Raw genomic sequence first — 16,802 nt, 5'->3', positions numbered from 1 at the left:
ATCGACATGACCGCGCCCGACGCACCGGATCCGCTCGACGCCGCGACCCAGGCGACGCGCAGCCTGCACGGGCTGTCGACCGAGCTGACCGCGCGCGTGCCCCTGCTCCTGGAGGCGATGCGCTCCGTCGGCACAGGCCCCGAACTGCACACCACCCTCGACCGGATCTGCGAGACGGCGGCGGAACTGGCCGGTGCCCGGTACGCGGCCATCGGCGTCGTCGACCAGGAGCGCGACGGCCTGTCCGACTTCGTCACGTACGGCGTCGGCGAGGACACCGCCCACCGGATCGGCCACCGCCCCGACGGGCACGCCGGACTGCTCGGCGCGCTCATCCGCGATCCGCAGACGATCCGGCTCGCCGACGTGTCGGACGATCCGCGCTCGGCCGGGTTCCCGCCGGGCCATCCGCCGATGCGGACCTTCCTCGGCGTCCCGATACGGGTGCAGGGCGAGATCTTCGGCAACCTCTACCTCGCCGAGAAGAAGGACGGCGGCGAGTTCAACGACTACGACGTCCACATGGTCCGGGTGCTCGCCACCGAGGCCGGGATCGCCATTGGCAACGCGCGGCTGTACGAGGCGGCGCGGCAGCGCGAGCGCTGGATCGACGGCTCCGTCGCCGTCACCACCGCCCTGCTGTCCGGCGGTGACGCCGACGACGCGCTCACCGTGGTCGCCGAGCAGGCCCGTCGGCTCGCCGACGCCGACGCGGGGATCGTGCTGCTGCCGGCGGGGGAGGGCGGTCTGGAGGTCGTCGCGGTCTCCGCCGACGAGCCGGTCTGGGCCCTGGGCCTGGTGATCCCGCCCGAGAGCCCGGTGGTGGAGAGCCTGCTGGAGGGCGAGGCGGTGTTCCTCGCCGACGCCTCCAGCGATTCCCGGACGACCACGCCGCTCGTGCGGTACGGGCCGGCGATGCTGCTGTCGCTGCAGAGCGGCGGCCGGGTGCTCGGCGCGCTCGCGGTGCCGAGGCTCCGGGGCGCGCGGCAGTTCACGGAGGCCGAGCGGACGCTGGCCGCGCAGTTCGCCTCGCAGGCGGCGCTCGCCCTGATGATGGCCGAGGCGCAGCGGGACCGGGAACGGCTCGCCGTGTACGAGGACCGTGACCGGATCGCCCGTGACCTGCACGATCTGGTGATCCAGCGGCTGTTCGCCACCGGGATGATGCTGGAGAGCGCCCAGCGCAAGTCGATCGTGCCGGCCGTGCGGGAGGGCGTCGGCAAGGCGGTCGACGAGCTGGACGTGACCATCCAGGAGATCCGTACGGCCATCTTCGCGCTCCAGCAGGGCCCGGCCGAGGCGCCGTCGGGGCTGCGGACCCGTGTTCTGCGGGAGATCAACATGGCGGCCGTGCCGCTCGGCTTCAAGCCCGCGCACCGCTTCCTCGGCGCGATCGACGCGACGGTGGGCGAGCTGACCGGCAAGAACCTGATCGCCGCGCTGCGCGAGGCGCTGTCGAACGCCTTCCGGCACGCGGAGGCGAGCCGGATCGAGGTGGTCCTGGACGCCACCGTCACGCTGCCGGACGGTACCTCGGGCGTCCGGTTGTCGGTCGCGGACGACGGGATCGGGATCCCGTCGGGCGGCCGCCGCAGCGGGCTGCGCAACCTGGCCCGGCGCGCCGAGTCCCTGGGCGGCGCGAGCTGGTGCGACCCGGGGATCGGGGAGGACGGCGCCGGTACGACGGTGGTGTGGCAGGCGCCGCTCTGACGTCGTGGTCCCGGGTCCCGGGTCCCGGGTCCCGGGACCGGACCGGGACGGGTGCCGGCCCCGGGGAACGGCGGTCAGCGGCCGTGGACGGCTTCGGCGACCAGCCGCTCGATGACCAGGGCCACGCCGTCCTCGTTGTTGCCGGCGGTGCGGCCGGTGGCGGCGGCGACGGCGTCGGGGTGGGCGTTGCCCATGGCGTAGGAACGGCCGGCCCAGCCGAGCATCTCGATGTCGTTGGGCATGTCGCCGAAGGCCACGACCTCCTCGGGCGCGATGCCGCGCTCGGCGCAGCACCGGGCCAGGGTGGAGGCCTTCGAGACGCCGAGGCCGCTGATCTCCAGGAGCGCGGTGGGGCTGGACCGGGTGAAGGAGGCGAGCCCGCCGGCGGCCTCGCGGGCCGTGCCGAGGAAGGCGTCCGGGTCGAGTTCGGGGTGCTGGGCGAGCAGCTTGAGCACGGGGTCGGCGGTGCCGGGAACGTCCTCGAACAGGAGCTTTTCGGCGGCGGCGACGGTGGCGCCCGGGTCGAGGAAGAACGGCGGGTAACCCGGCTCGTAGTGGATCCCGGACGTCATCTCGACGGCGAAGGTGGTGCCGGGGACGGTGGTGCGCAGTGCCTTGACGACGTCCAGGGCGGTGGGCCGCAGCAGCGGGCGCACGTCCAGAAACGTTTTTCCTCCGTGGAGGTCGACCACCGCGGCGCCGTTGGCGCAGATGGCGAGGCCGTGACCGTGGACGTGCTCGCTGACGACGTCCATCCAGCGGGCGGGGCGGCCGGTGACGAAGAAGACCTCTATGCCGGCCTGCTCGGCGGCCGCGAGGGCCGCGACGGTGCGCGCCGAGACGGTCTTGTCGTCCCGCAGCAGGGTGCCGTCGAGGTCGGTGGCGATCAGGCGGACGGACCGGTTTTCGGGGTGCGCGGAGTCAGATGAGGTCACCGCTTCATTGTTCCGCACGAAGTGCACGGGCGTGCGGGAGGCCGCACATCTGAGTGCCGGAGTCGGTGCTTATCCGGTGGTTTCCGGCCGGTCGTCACCCGGGGCGCTTCGCGCGGGCGCCGACCGGCCGGAGAACACGGGGCGGGCGGGGCCGTCAGCCGAGCTGGGCGACGGCCTCGGTGGCGATCTCCTCGAAGACGGCCTGGTCGACGGCGAAGTCGGAATCGGGGACCGGCCAGTGGATCACGATCTCGGTGAAGCCCAGCTCCTGGTGCCGGCCGGCGAAGTCGACGAAGGCGTCGAGGGACTCCAGAGGCGCGTTCCGGTCCGGGGTGAAGCCGTGAAGCAGGATCCTGTCCAGTTCCGAGGCGTCCCGGCCGGTCTCGGCACACGCCTTGCCGAGCCGCTCGACCTGGCCGGCCAGGGCCGCCCGCGACTGCTCGGGGGTCCCCTCCTCGTACAGCTTCGGGTCGCCGGTCGTCACCCACGCCTGCCCGTGCCGGGCGGCGAGCCTGAGCCCGCGCGGGCCGGTCGCGGCGACCGCGAACGGCAGCCGGGGGCGCTGCACGCAGCCGGGGATGTTGCGGGCCTCGTCGGCGGAGTAGAAGGTGCCGGGCTGGGTGACCGTGCCCTCGGTGAGCAGCCGGTCGAGCAGCGGCACGAACTCGGCGAACCGGTCCGCCCGCTCCTTCGGCGTCCACGGCTCCTGCCCCAGCGCGGTGGCGTCGAAGCCGCTGCCGCCGGCGCCGATGCCGAGGGTGACCCGGCCGCCCGAGATGTCGTCGAGCGACATCAGCTCCTTGGCGAGGGTCACCGGGTGCCGGAAGTTCGGCGAGGTGACGAGGGTGCCCAGGCGCAGGCGCTCCGTGGCGGTCGCGGCGGCGGTGAGGGTGGGCAGCGCGCCGAACCAGGGGCCGTCGCGGAAGGTCCGCCAGGACAGGTGGTCGTAGGTGTACGCGGCGTGGAAGCCGAGTTCCTCGGCCCGCTGCCACTTCTTCTTTCCCTCGGCCCAACGGTCGGTGGGGAGGATCACGGTGCTCAGGCGCAGAGTCATGGTGTCGAGCCTACGACGGACCCGGGAGCGTCAGGCTCGGACTCCGGACTGCCCGCGCGAGGAACGCGGCGGGTGGCCCGAACGGGGCATGCGTGTGAGCTGACCGGTCTCCGTCCCGGGTCAGCCGGTGAAGCGGATGAATTGCGGGGGGACCGTCGCGGTGAGCCAGACGCCGTTGGCGCTGACGTGGAAGACGTGGCCGGCGCGGCGCATCGCGCCCGCGTCGACGGCGAGGACCACGGGGCGGCCGCGGCGGGCGCCGACGCGGGTGGCGGTCTCGCGGTCGGGGGAGAGGTGGACGTGGTGGCGGGCCATGGGGCGCAGGCCCTCGGTCCGGATGGCGGGGAGCCGGGCGGCGACCGTACCGTGGTAGAGGTACGCGGGCGGTTCGGCGGGCGGCAGGTCGAGGTCGACCGGGACGGTGTGGCCTTGGGCGGCGCGGATGCGGGTGCCCTCGATGGTGAAGCGCTTCTTGTCGTTGGCGGCGACGACGTGGTCGAGTTCGGCGCGGGTGATCCGGAAGCCGTGGTCGGCGGCGGCGCGCAGGAGCGCGTCGATCTCGGTCCAGCCGTGGGCGTCGAGGGTCAGTCCGATGCGTTCGGGCTGGTGCCGTAGATGTTTCGAGAGGTACTTCGACACTCGCACGATACGTTTCTCATCATTCACGAATTCATTGAATCCCCAGGTTTGATCCACAGCCAAGTGGATTTATCCACAGGCTCGTTGGCGTTTCTGTGGACAAGTGGGGTGCGAAATCAACCAGTCTGATGGATTTCGTTACTCTCGGCCCCAGTTGAGGCAAGTGCATCCAATGTTCGTGTCTGGACTTCCCGTTCGGCAGCCGCGGCGATGAACGCCGACACGTTCCGCTCGCCAACGAGCTTCTGCACGGCGCGGATCGTCTCCCCCGGCAGGGTCACCGCGCGGGGCTCGTGGTCGCTCGGCGCGGGCGCGTCCGGGGAGAGGTGGAACTGGAGGTGGCGGGTCGCGAACAGGCGCATCGCGCGGGCCAGTTCCGCGTCCACGGTCTGCTGGGCGAGCGGCCGCAGCCGCCGGACCAGGGTCGCCGCCTCCGTCGCGTCCGCGTCCGTCGGCGGGCGGTGCTCCAGATAGCGGGCGAAGACATGCTCGCTCGTGAACTCCAGGAAACGGGCGGCGATGTGCTCGACCTGGCCGCGAAGTTCCCGCAGATGGCCGGTGATCGCGCCGAGCGGCACGCCCGCCGCGTACAACTCGGCCGCCACCGCCAGCTCCTGGGGGCTCGGGACCAGGTACTCCTCGCTCTCCCGGCCCGCGACCCGCTCCAGGACACCCAGCTCGATGGCCTCCCGGACCGCGTCCTCGTCGGGCTCGCCGCCGAACCGCGCGTCGAGCTCGGCGCGCGAGATCCGGTCGGCCTCCTCGTCCGTCCACGGCCCGTCGACCTCGGCGACCAGACCGAGCACCCCGCCGAGCCCGCGCCCGGCGTCCCACGCCTCCAGGAGCTCCTTGATGGAGGCGAGGGTGTAGCCGCGGTCGAGCAGGTCGGCGATCTGCCGCAGCCGGGCCAGATGGGCGTCGCCGTAGACGTTCGACCGGCCGCGACGCTCCGGGCGGGGCAGCAGGCCGCGGTCCTGGTAGGCACGGATCGTGCGCACGGTGGCCCCACTGCGATGGGCCAGATCCTCGATCCGGTACTCCGCGGGTACCGACTGCTCCGACAAATCCGCTCCCACCGACCGATCCTTCCACCCGATGGTACGACCCGCCCCCGAACCAGCCGACCCCTGTACGGGCGGACGCCCTACGCCGGCGGCTGCCAGCGCGCGAACGCCCGCAGCACGCCCGGCGAGAGCCGGGACAGCGCGTGCGCCCCGCGTGCCTCCGGGGTCACCGGCACCACGGCCTGGTCGCGCAGCACCGCGCGCAGGATCGCGTCCGCGACCTTCTCCGGCGGGTAGTTGCGCATCCCGTACAGCCGCGAGGCCTTCTTCTGCCGCCGCTTCTCCTCGGCCGCGTCCGTCACGCCCGCGAACCGGGCGGTGGACGTGATGCCGGTGTTCACGATGCCCGGGCAGATCGCCGAGACCCCGATGCCCCGCTCGGCGAGCTCGGCCCGCAGGCACTCGCTCAGCATCAGCACCGCCGCCTTCGACGTGCTGTACGCGGGCAGGGCGCGCGACGGCTGGAAGGCGGCGGCCGAGGCCGTGTTGACGATGTGGCCGCCCTGGCCGCGCTCGGCCATCCGCTCCCCGAAGAAGCGGCAGCCGTGGATCACGCCCCACAGATTGACGTCGAGGACCCGCTGCCACTCCTCGCTGGTGGTGTCGAAGAAGGAGCCGGTCAGACCGATGCCCGCGTTGTTGACGAGGACGTCGACCACGCCGTACTCCTCCGCGACCTTCGCGGCGAGCTTCTCCATCGCCTGCTCGTCGGCCACGTCGACGGTCTCGCCCCAGGCCGCGGGCGCCCCGATGAGCCGGGACATCTCGGCCGTACGGGCCGCGCCCTCGGCGTCCCGGTCCACCGCGATCACCCGCGCGCCGGCCTCCGCGAAGGCGAACGCGGTGGCCCGGCCGATGCCGCTCGCCGCCCCGGTCACCAGGACCAGCTGGCCGCCGAACCGCTCCGCGTACTCCGGCCGCGTCCCGCTCTTCGCCGTCTTCGGGGCAGCCGCCGCCGGGCCGTCGGACCGCTCGTGCCGGTCGACGAACGCGGTGATCCAGGCCGTCAGCTGGTCGGGCCGGGTGCGCGGCACCCAGTGCTTGGCGGGCAGGGTGCGCCGGGTCAGGTCCGGCACCCAGTCGCCCAGCTCGTCGTAGAGCCGCTCGGAGAGGAAGGCGTCACCGGTCGGCGTGATCAGCTGGACGGGCGCGTGCGCGTACGCGTCGGGGCGCGGGTGCGTGAGCCGGGCGCGCACGTTGTCCCGGTAGAGCCAGGCGCCGTTCGCCGCGTCCGAGCCCAGCGTGTCGGTCGGGTAGCCGCCGGCCGGGATGCCCTCCATCCGCTCCAGGAGCGCCGGCCAGCGCTTGCCGAGCGGTCCGCGCCAGGCCAGCTCGGGCAGCTTGGGCGTGTGCAGCGCGTACACGTACCAGGACTTGGCGCCCTGGCCGAGGAGCTGCCCCACCCGGCGCGGGGTGGGACGGGTCATCCGCTTCTTGATCCAGTGCCCGAAGTGGTCGAGGGACGGTCCGGACATCGAGGTGAAGGACGCGATCCGGCCCTCGGTCCGCGCCACCGTCACGAACTCCCAGGACTGCACCGAACCCCAGTCGTGGCCGACCAGGTGGACCGGCCGGTCCGGGCTGACCGCGTCCACGACGGCAAGGAAGTCGTCCGTCAGCTTCTCCAGGGTGAACCCGCCGCGCAGCGGGACCGGAGCCGTCGAGCGGCCGTGGCCCCGGACGTCGTACAGCACCACGTGGAAGCGCTCGGCGAGCCGCGGCGCGACCTTCGACCACACCTCCTTGGAGTCCGGGAAGCCGTGGACGAGCAGGACCGTCGGCCGGCTCGCGTCGCCCAACTCGGCCACGCACAGCTCGATTCCGCCCGTGCGGATCCGGCGCTCGCGCGCCCCGCTCAGCCCGGTGCCGTCCGTCATCGGCTCTCCCCTTCCCCTCGCCTTGCCACTGCTGTCGTGTTCGTGGTCGTGATCGCCCGCGGTACGGGCCGGGCCCTTCGCTTCGCGCGCGTCGCTCATGCCGCCGCCTCGTTCCAGCGCCGTACGTGCGGCAGGTCGTCGTCGAGCCAGAACGCGCTCTCCTCGGGGTCCCGGGAGTCGGTGACGACGAGGATCTCCTCGAACTTCGCGCCCGTGCCCCGGAATCCGAGGTGCGGCTCGACCGCCCACAGGCCCGGCTTCGGCGGGTGGTCGGAGAACTTGTACGGCGACCAGAGCGGCGACCAGCCGTCCCGGTGGCCGTGCAGGGCGTCGCTCGCCAGCCCCTTGAGGGACTCGGCGCCGAAGCCGAACAGGGTGGGCGCGAAACGGCGTTCGCGCACCCGGTCGACCTTGTGGGCGATGACGCCGAAGGGGTAGGCGCGGTGCCGGTTGGCGTATCCCTGGCGGACCATGAGCCGGTCCACGTCCTCGTAGATCTCCCGCAGGGTGCGGCGCTCGCGCACCTCGCGCAGGATCAGCGCCCGGTGCTCCTCCAGGTCGGCGAGCAGCTTGTCGTGGACGGGGTTGAGGCCCAGGCAGCCGGAGTAGCCGATGTCCGCCGTGTAGCCCTTGTACACCGGGGCCATGTCGAGGATGAACGGCATCCCCGCCTCCAGGCGCCGGTTGGTGGGGAAGAACTGGAGCGGGATCCTGAAGTCGACGAACGCCGTGCGGTCGCCGAACCAGGCGAAGGGCCGGTGGAACCAGTCCTTCACCCCGCGCGCGTACAGCCACTCCCGCTGCATCCGCGCCGCGTCGCGCTCCGTCACCCCGGGCCTCAGCTGGGCCGCGACGGCCTCCGCGCACGCGTACGCGAGCCGCTGCGTCTCCCTGAACCCCCGCAGCTCCGCCGTGAGTTCACGCGTCGCCGCCGTGCCCACTCCCGTGCCGCCCGCCGTACCCGCCGCTGCCATGCCACCACCCCGCCCGTCCCGTATGAGCGCCGGCCGCGCTACGTAGCCGTAACTTGACACTGATGAATGTGACAATGGTCGGCGGCTGCGTCAAGGGGTGTGCGCGAGCCTGTGGACAACCAGGGGAGCCGCCGCCACCGTCCGCTTCTCGTCGTGGATCCCCTACGGCCCCCGTACATCTGGAGGGGGAGACGGATCGGACCGTTGGTCTGACGACGCCCGTGACGCACGCCACTACCGTCGAGAACGTGACTGTGATCGCGACCGAAAGCCTCAGCAAGCGGTTCCCCCGGGTGACCGCGCTTGACCGGCTCTCCCTGGACATCGGGCCCGGCGTGACCGGACTGGTGGGTGCCAACGGAGCCGGCAAGTCCACGATGATCAAGATCCTGCTCGGCCTGTCCCCGGCCACCGAGGGCCGCGCCGAGGTCCTCGGACTCGACGTCGCCACCGCCGGCGACCGGATCCGGGAACAGGTCGGCTACATGCCGGAGCACGACTGCCTGCCACCCGACGTCTCGGCCACCGAGTTCGTCGTCCACATGGCGCGCATGTCCGGGCTGCCGGCGACCGCCGCCCGCGAACGGACCGCCGACACCCTGCGCCACGTCGGCCTGTACGAGGAGCGCTACCGCCCCATGGGCGGCTACTCGACCGGCATGAAGCAGCGCGTGAAGCTGGCCCAGGCCCTGGTCCACGACCCGCGCCTGGTGCTGCTCGACGAGCCGACCAACGGCCTCGACCCGGTCGGCCGCGACGAGATGCTCGGCCTGATCCGGCGGGTGTGGACGGACTTCGGGATCTCGGTCCTCGTCACGTCGCACCTGCTCGGCGAGTTGGAGCGGACCTGCGACCACGTCGTCGTCATCGACGGCGGCCGGCTCCTGCGCTCCAGCTCCACCAGCGACTTCACCCGCACCACCACCACCCTCGCGGTCGAGGTCACCGACTCCGACGCGCACCCGGACGGCGCGGAGGCGCTGCGCGCCGCGCTCACCACCGCCGGAGTCACCCTCCACGCGGGCGTGGAGGACGGACTGCCCGGCGCGGGGCACATCCTCCTCCTGGAGGCGCCCGGCGAGGAGACGTACGACCTGGTCCGCGACACCGTCGCCGGCCTCGGCCTCGGCCTGGTCCGCATGGAACAGCGCCGTCACCACATCGCCGAGGTCTTCACGACCGGCGACCAGACGCAGGCACAGCCGCAGACGCAGGTGCCGGCCCAGGCAGAGCAGCAGAAGGAGAAGGAGGTGCCGACGCGATGACGTCCCCGACTCCCGGCTCCGTCCAGGCCGGACAGACAGGAACGGCAGGCCGGACAGGAACGGCAGGACCGGCGGGAACGGCCGGTCAGGCGGGCCCCGAGGCCACCCGTATCCACAACATCGGATACCGCGGCTACGACGGCCCCCGCCTCGGCCGCGCGTCCGCCCGCAAGGCGCTGTTCTCGCAGTCGCTGCGCGGCGCGTTCGGACTGGGCCGCAGCGCCAAGTCCAAGGTGCTGCCGATGCTGCTGTTCGCCGTGATGTGCGTGCCCGCGCTGATCATCGTGGCGGTCGCGGTCTTCACCAAGTCCTCGAAGCTGGCCATCGAGTACACCCAGTACGCGGTGTTCCTGCAGATGGTCATCGGCATCTTCGTGGCCGCCCAGGCCCCGCAGTCCGTCTCCCGCGACCTGCGCTTCCGTACGGTGCCGCTGTATTTCGCCCGCCCGATCGAGCGGGTGGACTACGTCCTCGCCAAGTTCGGCGCGATGACGTCGGCGCTGTTCATCCTCACCGCCTCGCCCCTCCTGATCATGTGGATCGGATCGCTGCTCGCCAAGATGGACTTCGGGACCCAGACCACGATGTTCGGCGAGGGCCTGGCCTCGGTGGCGCTGCTGTCGCTGCTGTTCGGCGGCATCGGCCTGGTCATGGCCGCCCTCACGCCGCGCCGCGGCTTCGGTGTCGCCGCCGTCATCGCCACGCTGGTGATCTCGTACGGCGCGGTCTCCACGCTCCAGGGCATCGCGTACGGCACCGACAATCCGGGTGCCATCCAGTGGATCGGCCTCTTCTCGCCGATCACCCTCATCGACGGGGTGCAGTCGGCCTTCCTGGAGGCGCCGACGGCGTTCCCCGGCGGCGCGTCCGTGGCGCCGGGCGCCGGGGCCGGCGTGGTCTACCTGCTGGTCGTCCTCGCGCTGATCGCCGGCTCGTACGGGGTGCTGATGCGCCGTTACCGGAAGGTCGGCCTGTGATCGGCACGACGCCGACCCCGGCGTACTCCCCGTCGCCTACCCGCCCCCTTCTCCAGAACGGGCCGCGCCCATGAGCGTTCTCACCATCGACCACGTCTCCCGCTGGTTCGGCAACGTCGTGGCCGTCAACGACGTCACCATGACCGTCGGCCCGGGCGTCACCGGTCTGCTCGGCCCCAACGGCGCCGGGAAGTCCACTCTCATCAACATGATGGGCGGGTTCCTCGCGCCCTCCGCCGGCAGCGTCACCCTCGACGGGGAGACGATCTGGCGCAACGAGTCCGTCTACCGCTCGATCGGCATCGTCCCCGAGCGGGAGGCGATGTACGACTTCCTCACCGGACGCGAGTTCGTCGTCGCCAACGCCGAGTTGCAGGGCCTCGGGGACGAGGAGGCGCGGCGGGCGCTGGCCACGGTCGAGATGGAATATGCCCAGGATCGCAAGATCTCCACGTACAGCAAGGGCATGCGGCAGCGCGTGAAGATGGCCTCGGCGCTCGTCCACGAGCCGTCCGTGCTGCTGCTCGACGAGCCGTTCAACGGCATGGACCCGCGCCAGCGCATGCAGCTGATGGACCTGCTGCGCCGGATGGGCGCCGAGGGCCGTACGGTCCTGTTCTCCTCGCACATCCTGGAGGAGGTCGAGCAGCTCGCCTCGCACATCGAGGTCATCGTGGCCGGCCGGCACGCCGCCTCCGGCGACTTCCGGCGGATCCGCCGGCTGATGACCGACCGGCCGCACCGCTATCTGGTGCGGTCCAGCGACGACCGGGCGCTGGCCGCCGCGCTGATCGCCGACCCGTCGACGGCCGGCATCGAGGTCGACCACGCGGACGGCGGAGGGCTGCGCGTCCAGGCCGTGGACTTCGGCCGGTTCACCGAACTGCTGCCGAAGGTCGCCCAGGAGCGCGGCATCCGGCTGCTGACGGTCTCGCCGTCGGACGAGTCCCTCGAATCCGTCTTCTCGTATCTCGTAGCGGCCTGAAAGGAGCCCGACTCCCATGTACAACCCCACCGTCGCCCGGCTCACCTACCGGGCCCTCCTGGGCCGCAGGCGGGCGCTGATCCTGTTCGCGCTGCCCGCGATGCTGATCGTGATCGCCGCCGCGGTCCGGATGTTCAACGGCGCCGACGACCAGGTCGCCGCCGACGTCCTCGGCGGGTTCGCGCTCGCCACGATGGTGCCGCTGATCGGCGTGATCGCCGGCACCGGAGCGATCGGTCCGGAGATCGACGACGGCTCGATCGTCTATCTGCTGGCCAAGCCGGTGAAGCGGCCGACGATCGTGTTCACCAAGCTGATCGTCGCCATCGCCGTGACCATGGTCTTCTCGGCGCTGCCGACCCTGATCGCCGGATACATCCTGAACGGCAACGGGCAGCAGGTGGCCGTCGCCTTCACCGTGGCGTCGCTGGTCGCCTCCATCGCGTACAGCGCGCTCTTCCTGCTCCTCGGCACGGTCAGCCGGCACGCCGTCGTCATCGGCCTGGTCTACGCCCTGGTGTGGGAGGCCCTGTTCGGCTCGCTGATCGCGGGCGCCCGCACCCTCAGCGTCCAGCAGTGGGCGCTCGCGCTGGCCGAGAAGGTCACCGGGGACGGGCTGGTCAGCTCCGAGGTCGGGCTGCCGACGTCCGTGACGCTGCTGGTCGCCGTGACGATCGGGGCGACCTGGTTCGCGGGGTACAAGCTGCGGACGATGAGCCTGGCGGGCGAGGAGTAGCCCCTCAGGCAGGCATATGCCCGCTTCCTGTGAGGAGCGGTACGGGTACGGGCTCCGGGCGCGGTCTCCCTCAGGAGGCGCGCCCGGAGCCCGTACCCGTAGAGCTGCTTCACCCGTCGTTCGTACGTCAGACCGTACGGTCGCGGGCCGCGAGCAGGCCCACGCCGAGGGCCGCCACGCATATGCCGAGAACCGCGATGATCGGCGCCGTCCAGGAGCCGGTCGCCTGGTGCAGGGTGCCGGCGGCCAGCGGGCCGAAGGCGGCGAGCAGGTAGCCGACGGTCTGGGACATGCCGGAGAGCCGGGCGGCCGTCATCGCGTCGCCCGAGCGCAGCACGATCAGGGTGAGCGCGAGGCCCACCGCCCCGCCCTGGCCCACGCCGAGGGCCGCCGACCAGAGCCAGGCGCCCTGCACCGGGGCGACCATGAGGCCCACGTATCCGGCCGCGACCATGGACGTGACGAGCACGACCAGCGGGCGCTGGCTGCGCATCCGGCCGGCCAGCAGGGGCACGGCGAAGGCGCCCGCGACCTGGACCAGGTTGTTGAAGGCGAAGATGACGCCGGCCGTCGACCGGCTCATCCCGTGGTCCGTGAAGATCGTCGGCATCCAGGCGATCAGGACGTACGTCCACAGCGACTGGAAGCCCATGAAGAGGGTCACCTGCCAGGCGAGCGGCGACCGCCACACCGAACGGTGCTCCAGGGCCCGGGCCGCCGTCCCCGGGGCCACCGCGGGGCGCGCGCCCGAACCGGAGCCCGTACCCGCGACCGTACGCACCTGGAGCGGCGCCCGCCGGATCAGGAGCTGCGGCAGCCAGGCGAGGGCCGCGAAGCAGGCGAGCACCGACCAGGAGGCCAGCGAACCGCGCCAGCCGCCGAGGGCGTGCTCCAGCGGGACGGACGCGGCCGCGCCGAGGGTGGCACCCGCGATCATCGAGCCCGTGTAGACGGAGGTCATGGCCGCGGCCCGGTCCGGGAAGTCCCGCTTGACCAGGCCGGGCATCAGGACGTTCAGGACGGCGATCGCGGTGCCGACGAGGACACCGCCGCCGTACAGCGCGGTGACCGACGGCAGGGCGCGGACGAGGGCGCCCGCGGCGAGCAGCAGCAGGGCGCCGAACAGCACCCGTTCGGGGCCGAAGCGCCGCCCGAGCCAGGGCGCGACGAAGGCGCCGAGCCCGAGGAAGAGCACCGGCACCGAGGTCACCAGGGAGCTGGTGGCCGACGACAGTCCGTACTCCTGCGCCAGCTCGCCGACCAGCGGCGAGACGCTGGACAGGGCGGCGCGCATGTTGAGCGAGGCCAGCACGATGCCGACGAGCAGCAGCGCGGGGTGCGCGAGCGGGGAGCGGCGGGGCGCGTCCGTCCCGGCGGAGGACCGGATCGTGGCCGGTGCGCCGGCCGGGGCCGATGCGGTGGTACTTCCCTCGGTCACCGTCACCGGGACACCTCCTCGTCCGCCGGGGCCTGTGGCGGGTCGTCCGTCTCCGACAGCAGCAGATGCGTCGCCATCGGCAGCCGCAGCAGCTCGCGCGCGCCCGCCTGCGCGGCCTCCGCGTCCCCCCGCTCGATGGCCGCGACCACGGCCTCGTGCGCGTCGATGTCCACCGGCGGCATCGCGGTGTCGTCGAGCGAGCTGCTCAGCACCTCGTGCACCTGGGTGGAGAAGAAGCGGTACACCTCGCGGAAGGCCGCGTTGTGGGTGGCCTCGACGACCGCGAGGTGGAAGGCCAGGTCGGCGTCCGCGTCCCGGTCGCCCTCCTCGCGCAGGGTGGCCAGGGCCGCCCGCAGCCGCAGCAGGTCGTGGGTGTCGCGCCGGACGGCCGCGAGGCGGGCCGCCTCGGCCTCCAGGGCGGCGCGCAGTTCCAGGACGTCGCGCGCGCCCGCGTGCCGCACGCTGTTGAGCACGGCGGCCGGGTCGGCGGTGGACCTGACGAATGTGCCGTTGCCCTGCCGGGACTCCAGGAGCCCGGCGTGGACGAGGACGCGGACCGCCTCGCGGACGGTGTTGCGGCCGACGCCGAGGAGCTGGGCGAGCTCGTGTTCGGTGGGGATGCGGTCGCCCACGGCCCATTCGCCGTTCGTGAGCTGCGCGCGCAGCTGCCCGACCACCGAGTCCACCAGCGAGGTCCGCCCCGCCGCCTTCAATGCCATCGCCGTCCTCCGCGGTCCCTTGGATTCCTGTCCCGGCCGGGAGTCATTCACCCGGTTGCCCAGTCATCCTACAACTGCGCTCACCGCCGCCCCGTCTGCCGCCGGATGTCGGAGCTACTGTGGGCACGTACGCGGACCGAACACCCTCATCACCTTCGGGAGTCAGCCATGTCAGACCGCTTCGACGTCGTCGTACTCGGAGCTGGCCCCGGCGGCTATGTCGCCGCCATCCGCGCCGCCCAGCTGGGCAAGCGGGTCGCGGTCGTCGAGGAGAAGTACTGGGGCGGCGTCTGCCTGAACGTCGGCTGCATCCCGACCAAGGCCCTGCTGCGCAACGCCGAGCTCGCCCACATCTTCACGCACGAGGCGAAGACCTTCGGCATCAAGGTCGACGGCACGGTCTCCTTCGACTACGGCGAGGCGTTCCGCCGCAGCCGCACGGTCGCGGACGGCCGCGTCAAGGGCGTCCACTACCTGATGAAGAAGAACGGCATCACCGAGTTCGACGGCCGGGGCACCTTCCTCGACGCGCACACCCTCCAGGTGGCGAAGGCCGACGGCACCACGCAGACGATCACCTTCGACAACTGCATCATCGCCACCGGCGCCTCCCCGCGCCTGCTGCCCGGCACCGCGCTGAGCGACCGCGTCGTCTCGTACGAGCAGCAGATCCTCGCCGAGGACGCCCCGCAGTCGATCGTCATCGCCGGCGCCGGCGCCATCGGCATCGAGTTCGCGTACGTGCTGAACAGCTACGGCACCAAGGTCACCATCGTCGAGTTCCTCGACCGGGTCGCTCCGCTGGAGGACGAGGAGGTGTCGAAGGAGCTGGCGAAGCAGTACCGCAAGCTCGGCATCGACGTCCTCACCTCCACCCGTGTCGAGTCCATCGACGAGTCCGGCCCGCAGGTCCGCGTCACCGTCACCGGCAAGGACGGCGCGCAGAAGGTCCTGGAGGCCGACAAGGTCCTGCAGGCCATCGGCTTCGCCCCGAATGTCGCCGGCTACGGCCTGGAGAACACCGGCGTCGCCCTCACCGAGCGCGGCGCGATCGACGTCGACGGCCGCTGCCGCACCAACGTCCCGCACATCTACGCCATCGGCGACGTGACCGCGAAGCTGATGCTCGCGCACAACGCCGAGGCCATGGGTGTCATCGCCGCCGAGACCCTCTCGGACGCCGAGACGATGGAGCTCGACTACGCGATGATTCCGCGCGCGACCTACTGCCAGCCGCAGATCGCCAGCTTCGGCTACACCGAGAAGCAGGCGCGCGAGCGCGGCTACGACGTCAAGGTCGCCAAGTTCCCGTTCACCGCGAACGGCAAGTCGCACGGCCTCGGCGACCCGACCGGCTTCGTGAAGATCGTCGCCGACGCGAAGTACGGCGAGATCGTCGGCGCCCACCTGATCGGCCCGGACGTCACCGAGCTGCTGCCCGAGCTGACCCTGGCGCAGCAGTGGGACCTCACGGTCCACGAGGTCGCGCGCAACGTGCACGCCCACCCGACCCTGGGCGAGGCGGTCAAGGAAGCGATCCACGGCATCGCCGGTCACATGATCAATTTCTGAGTTTCTCCGCTTTACTCCGGTTTCGCTCATGAAACACCCCGGACGGGGTGATAGGCACGGGAACGTGCCGAGCGACACCGACTCCCCCGTACCGGGTGGCGAACCGTCCCGACCGATCAGGTCGTGGGTGCGATCGTCACCCGGTACGCATGTGTGGCTGGCCGTCATCGCGCTCACCAGCCTGGTCATCGCGCTCGCCCCCGAAGGCGTCGACCACTATCTGCTGCACCGCAACAGCAGCAACCTCTACGAGCTCGCCCGCCACCCGATGCGGGCGCTCATCGGCAGCGCCTTCTGGATCGAGAACCCGGAGAGCCTGTTCTTCTACGCCCTGCTCTTCGAGTTGCTCCACGCGCCCGTGGAGCGCTGGCTCGGCACCCTGAAATGGCTGGTCGTCGTCGCCACCGCGCACGTCGCCGCCACCCTCATCAGCCAGAAGGTGGTCCTGCAGGCGATCCAGGACCACGACGTGCCGCGCAGCATGGCGCACGTCGTCGACATCGGGGTGAGCTACGGACTCGCGGCGTCTGCCGGGATCCTCACGTACCGGCTGCCGCGGCCCTGGCGCTGGTTCTACCTGGTCGGCGTGGTGGTGTTCTTCGTCGTGCCGCTGGTCAGCAGCCATACGTACACCGATCTCGGGCACGCGATCTCGCTGCTGATCGGGCTGGCCTTCTGGCCGCTGAGCAGGGGAAAACCGTTGGAGGAGGCCGGGTCGGGCGGCGCACACTAGAGACACGGGAACGGGGCGGCCGCTTCGAGCGCGCGGCGGCGAACCGCGCGGGCCGCCCCGTTCCCGTACGCGTGTCCGTACGGGTGCCTCAGGACGTCATATGCCTGACGTCAGGCATATGACG

The 16,802-nt window shown here is 71.8% G+C and carries 15 protein-coding genes; 7 read left to right on the top strand and 8 right to left on the bottom strand.

Features of this window, described 5'->3' with window-relative positions; genetic code table 11:
- Window positions 1–6: 6 nt before the first annotated feature.
- On the top strand, window positions 7–1,710 hold the full coding sequence (locus ABZ693_RS22710) for a sensor histidine kinase (protein ID WP_359880124.1): 1,704 nt from the start codon (window positions 7–9) through the stop codon (window positions 1,708–1,710).
- Between the two features lie 74 nt (window positions 1,711–1,784).
- Here the strand turns inward: ABZ693_RS22710 and ABZ693_RS22705 are convergent, their stop codons facing one another.
- From ABZ693_RS22705 to ABZ693_RS22680, 6 genes are all read right to left on the bottom strand, one after another.
- Entirely contained in the window at window positions 1,785–2,645 is an 861-nt protein-coding gene (locus tag ABZ693_RS22705) for a Cof-type HAD-IIB family hydrolase (protein ID WP_359880122.1), read from the bottom strand.
- 154 nt (window positions 2,646–2,799) lie between these two features.
- Window positions 2,800–3,699, bottom strand: coding sequence for an LLM class flavin-dependent oxidoreductase (locus ABZ693_RS22700; protein ID WP_359880119.1), 900 nt, complete (start codon window positions 3,697–3,699; stop codon window positions 2,800–2,802).
- A 120-nt stretch (window positions 3,700–3,819) separates the two neighbouring features.
- The gene (locus tag ABZ693_RS22695) at window positions 3,820–4,365 is read right to left on the bottom strand and encodes an RNA 2'-phosphotransferase (RefSeq protein ID WP_359880117.1); all 546 of its coding nucleotides are present in this window, start codon (window positions 4,363–4,365) and stop codon (window positions 3,820–3,822) included.
- 89 nt (window positions 4,366–4,454) lie between these two features.
- The gene (locus ABZ693_RS22690) at window positions 4,455–5,414 is read right to left on the bottom strand and encodes a MerR family transcriptional regulator (protein WP_435842507.1); all 960 of its coding nucleotides are present in this window, start codon (window positions 5,412–5,414) and stop codon (window positions 4,455–4,457) included.
- Between the two features lie 68 nt (window positions 5,415–5,482).
- Window positions 5,483–7,279: an SDR family oxidoreductase gene (locus ABZ693_RS22685; protein WP_359880194.1), complete on the bottom strand. Its 1,797-nt coding sequence runs from the start codon at window positions 7,277–7,279 to the stop codon at window positions 5,483–5,485.
- 95 nt (window positions 7,280–7,374) lie between these two features.
- Window positions 7,375–8,253, bottom strand: a complete 879-nt coding sequence (locus tag ABZ693_RS22680) for a M24 family metallopeptidase (RefSeq protein ID WP_359880114.1) — start codon at window positions 8,251–8,253, stop codon at window positions 7,375–7,377.
- Window positions 8,254–8,507: 254 nt separating this feature from the next.
- On the opposite strand from ABZ693_RS22680, the gene ABZ693_RS22675 reads away from it, so the two are divergent.
- From ABZ693_RS22675 to ABZ693_RS22660, 4 genes are all read left to right on the top strand, one after another.
- Entirely contained in the window at window positions 8,508–9,518 is a 1,011-nt protein-coding gene (locus tag ABZ693_RS22675) for an ABC transporter ATP-binding protein (RefSeq protein WP_359880191.1), read from the top strand.
- Window positions 9,515–10,495 (top strand): ABC transporter permease, encoded by a 981-nt coding sequence (locus ABZ693_RS22670; RefSeq protein WP_359880113.1) that lies wholly within the window; start codon window positions 9,515–9,517, stop codon window positions 10,493–10,495. The genes ABZ693_RS22675 and ABZ693_RS22670 overlap by 4 nt, the downstream gene beginning before the upstream one ends.
- A gap of 70 nt (window positions 10,496–10,565) precedes the next feature.
- Window positions 10,566–11,480: an ABC transporter ATP-binding protein gene (locus ABZ693_RS22665; RefSeq protein WP_359880110.1), complete on the top strand. Its 915-nt coding sequence runs from the start codon at window positions 10,566–10,568 to the stop codon at window positions 11,478–11,480.
- Window positions 11,481–11,496: 16 nt separating this feature from the next.
- Complete coding sequence (locus ABZ693_RS22660) at window positions 11,497–12,216, top strand: ABC transporter permease (protein ID WP_359880107.1); 720 nt, start codon at window positions 11,497–11,499, stop codon at window positions 12,214–12,216.
- Between the two features lie 127 nt (window positions 12,217–12,343).
- Here ABZ693_RS22660 and ABZ693_RS22655 read toward each other — a convergent pair whose 3' ends face one another.
- Window positions 12,344–13,654 (bottom strand): CynX/NimT family MFS transporter, encoded by a 1,311-nt coding sequence (locus ABZ693_RS22655; RefSeq protein ID WP_435842506.1) that lies wholly within the window; start codon window positions 13,652–13,654, stop codon window positions 12,344–12,346.
- 2 nt (window positions 13,655–13,656) lie between these two features.
- On the bottom strand, window positions 13,657–14,373 hold the full coding sequence (locus tag ABZ693_RS22650) for a FadR/GntR family transcriptional regulator (protein ID WP_359880104.1): 717 nt from the start codon (window positions 14,371–14,373) through the stop codon (window positions 13,657–13,659).
- A 168-nt stretch (window positions 14,374–14,541) separates the two neighbouring features.
- Between ABZ693_RS22650 and lpdA the strand changes: the two genes are divergently transcribed.
- Complete coding sequence (gene lpdA / locus ABZ693_RS22645; protein ID WP_359880102.1) at window positions 14,542–15,945, top strand: dihydrolipoyl dehydrogenase; 1,404 nt, start codon at window positions 14,542–14,544, stop codon at window positions 15,943–15,945.
- A gap of 127 nt (window positions 15,946–16,072) precedes the next feature.
- The gene (locus ABZ693_RS22640; protein ID WP_435842505.1) at window positions 16,073–16,678 is read left to right on the top strand and encodes a rhomboid-like protein; all 606 of its coding nucleotides are present in this window, start codon (window positions 16,073–16,075) and stop codon (window positions 16,676–16,678) included.
- Window positions 16,679–16,802 lie beyond the last annotated feature (124 nt).

Source organism: Streptomyces laurentii, from assembly GCF_040635425.1.
In the GTDB taxonomy this organism is placed as follows: domain Bacteria; phylum Actinomycetota; class Actinomycetes; order Streptomycetales; family Streptomycetaceae; genus Streptomyces; species Streptomyces laurentii.
This window is presented reverse-complemented; position numbering and strand designations above follow the sequence as displayed.

Coding starts and splice junctions, on each gene's coding strand:
- ABZ693_RS22710 (WP_359880124.1), top strand. CDS start 7: ATGACCGCGCCCGACGCACCGGATCCGCTCGACGCCGCGACCCAGGCG.
- ABZ693_RS22700 (WP_359880119.1), bottom strand. CDS start 3,699: ATGACTCTGCGCCTGAGCACCGTGATCCTCCCCACCGACCGTTGGGCC.
- ABZ693_RS22685 (WP_359880194.1), bottom strand. CDS start 7,279: ATGACGGACGGCACCGGGCTGAGCGGGGCGCGCGAGCGCCGGATCCGC.
- ABZ693_RS22680 (WP_359880114.1), bottom strand. CDS start 8,253: ATGGCAGCGGCGGGTACGGCGGGCGGCACGGGAGTGGGCACGGCGGCG.
- ABZ693_RS22670 (WP_359880113.1), top strand. CDS start 9,515: ATGACGTCCCCGACTCCCGGCTCCGTCCAGGCCGGACAGACAGGAACG.
- ABZ693_RS22665 (WP_359880110.1), top strand. CDS start 10,566: ATGAGCGTTCTCACCATCGACCACGTCTCCCGCTGGTTCGGCAACGTC.
- ABZ693_RS22660 (WP_359880107.1), top strand. CDS start 11,497: ATGTACAACCCCACCGTCGCCCGGCTCACCTACCGGGCCCTCCTGGGC.
- ABZ693_RS22650 (WP_359880104.1), bottom strand. CDS start 14,373: ATGGCATTGAAGGCGGCGGGGCGGACCTCGCTGGTGGACTCGGTGGTC.
- lpdA (WP_359880102.1), top strand. CDS start 14,542: ATGTCAGACCGCTTCGACGTCGTCGTACTCGGAGCTGGCCCCGGCGGC.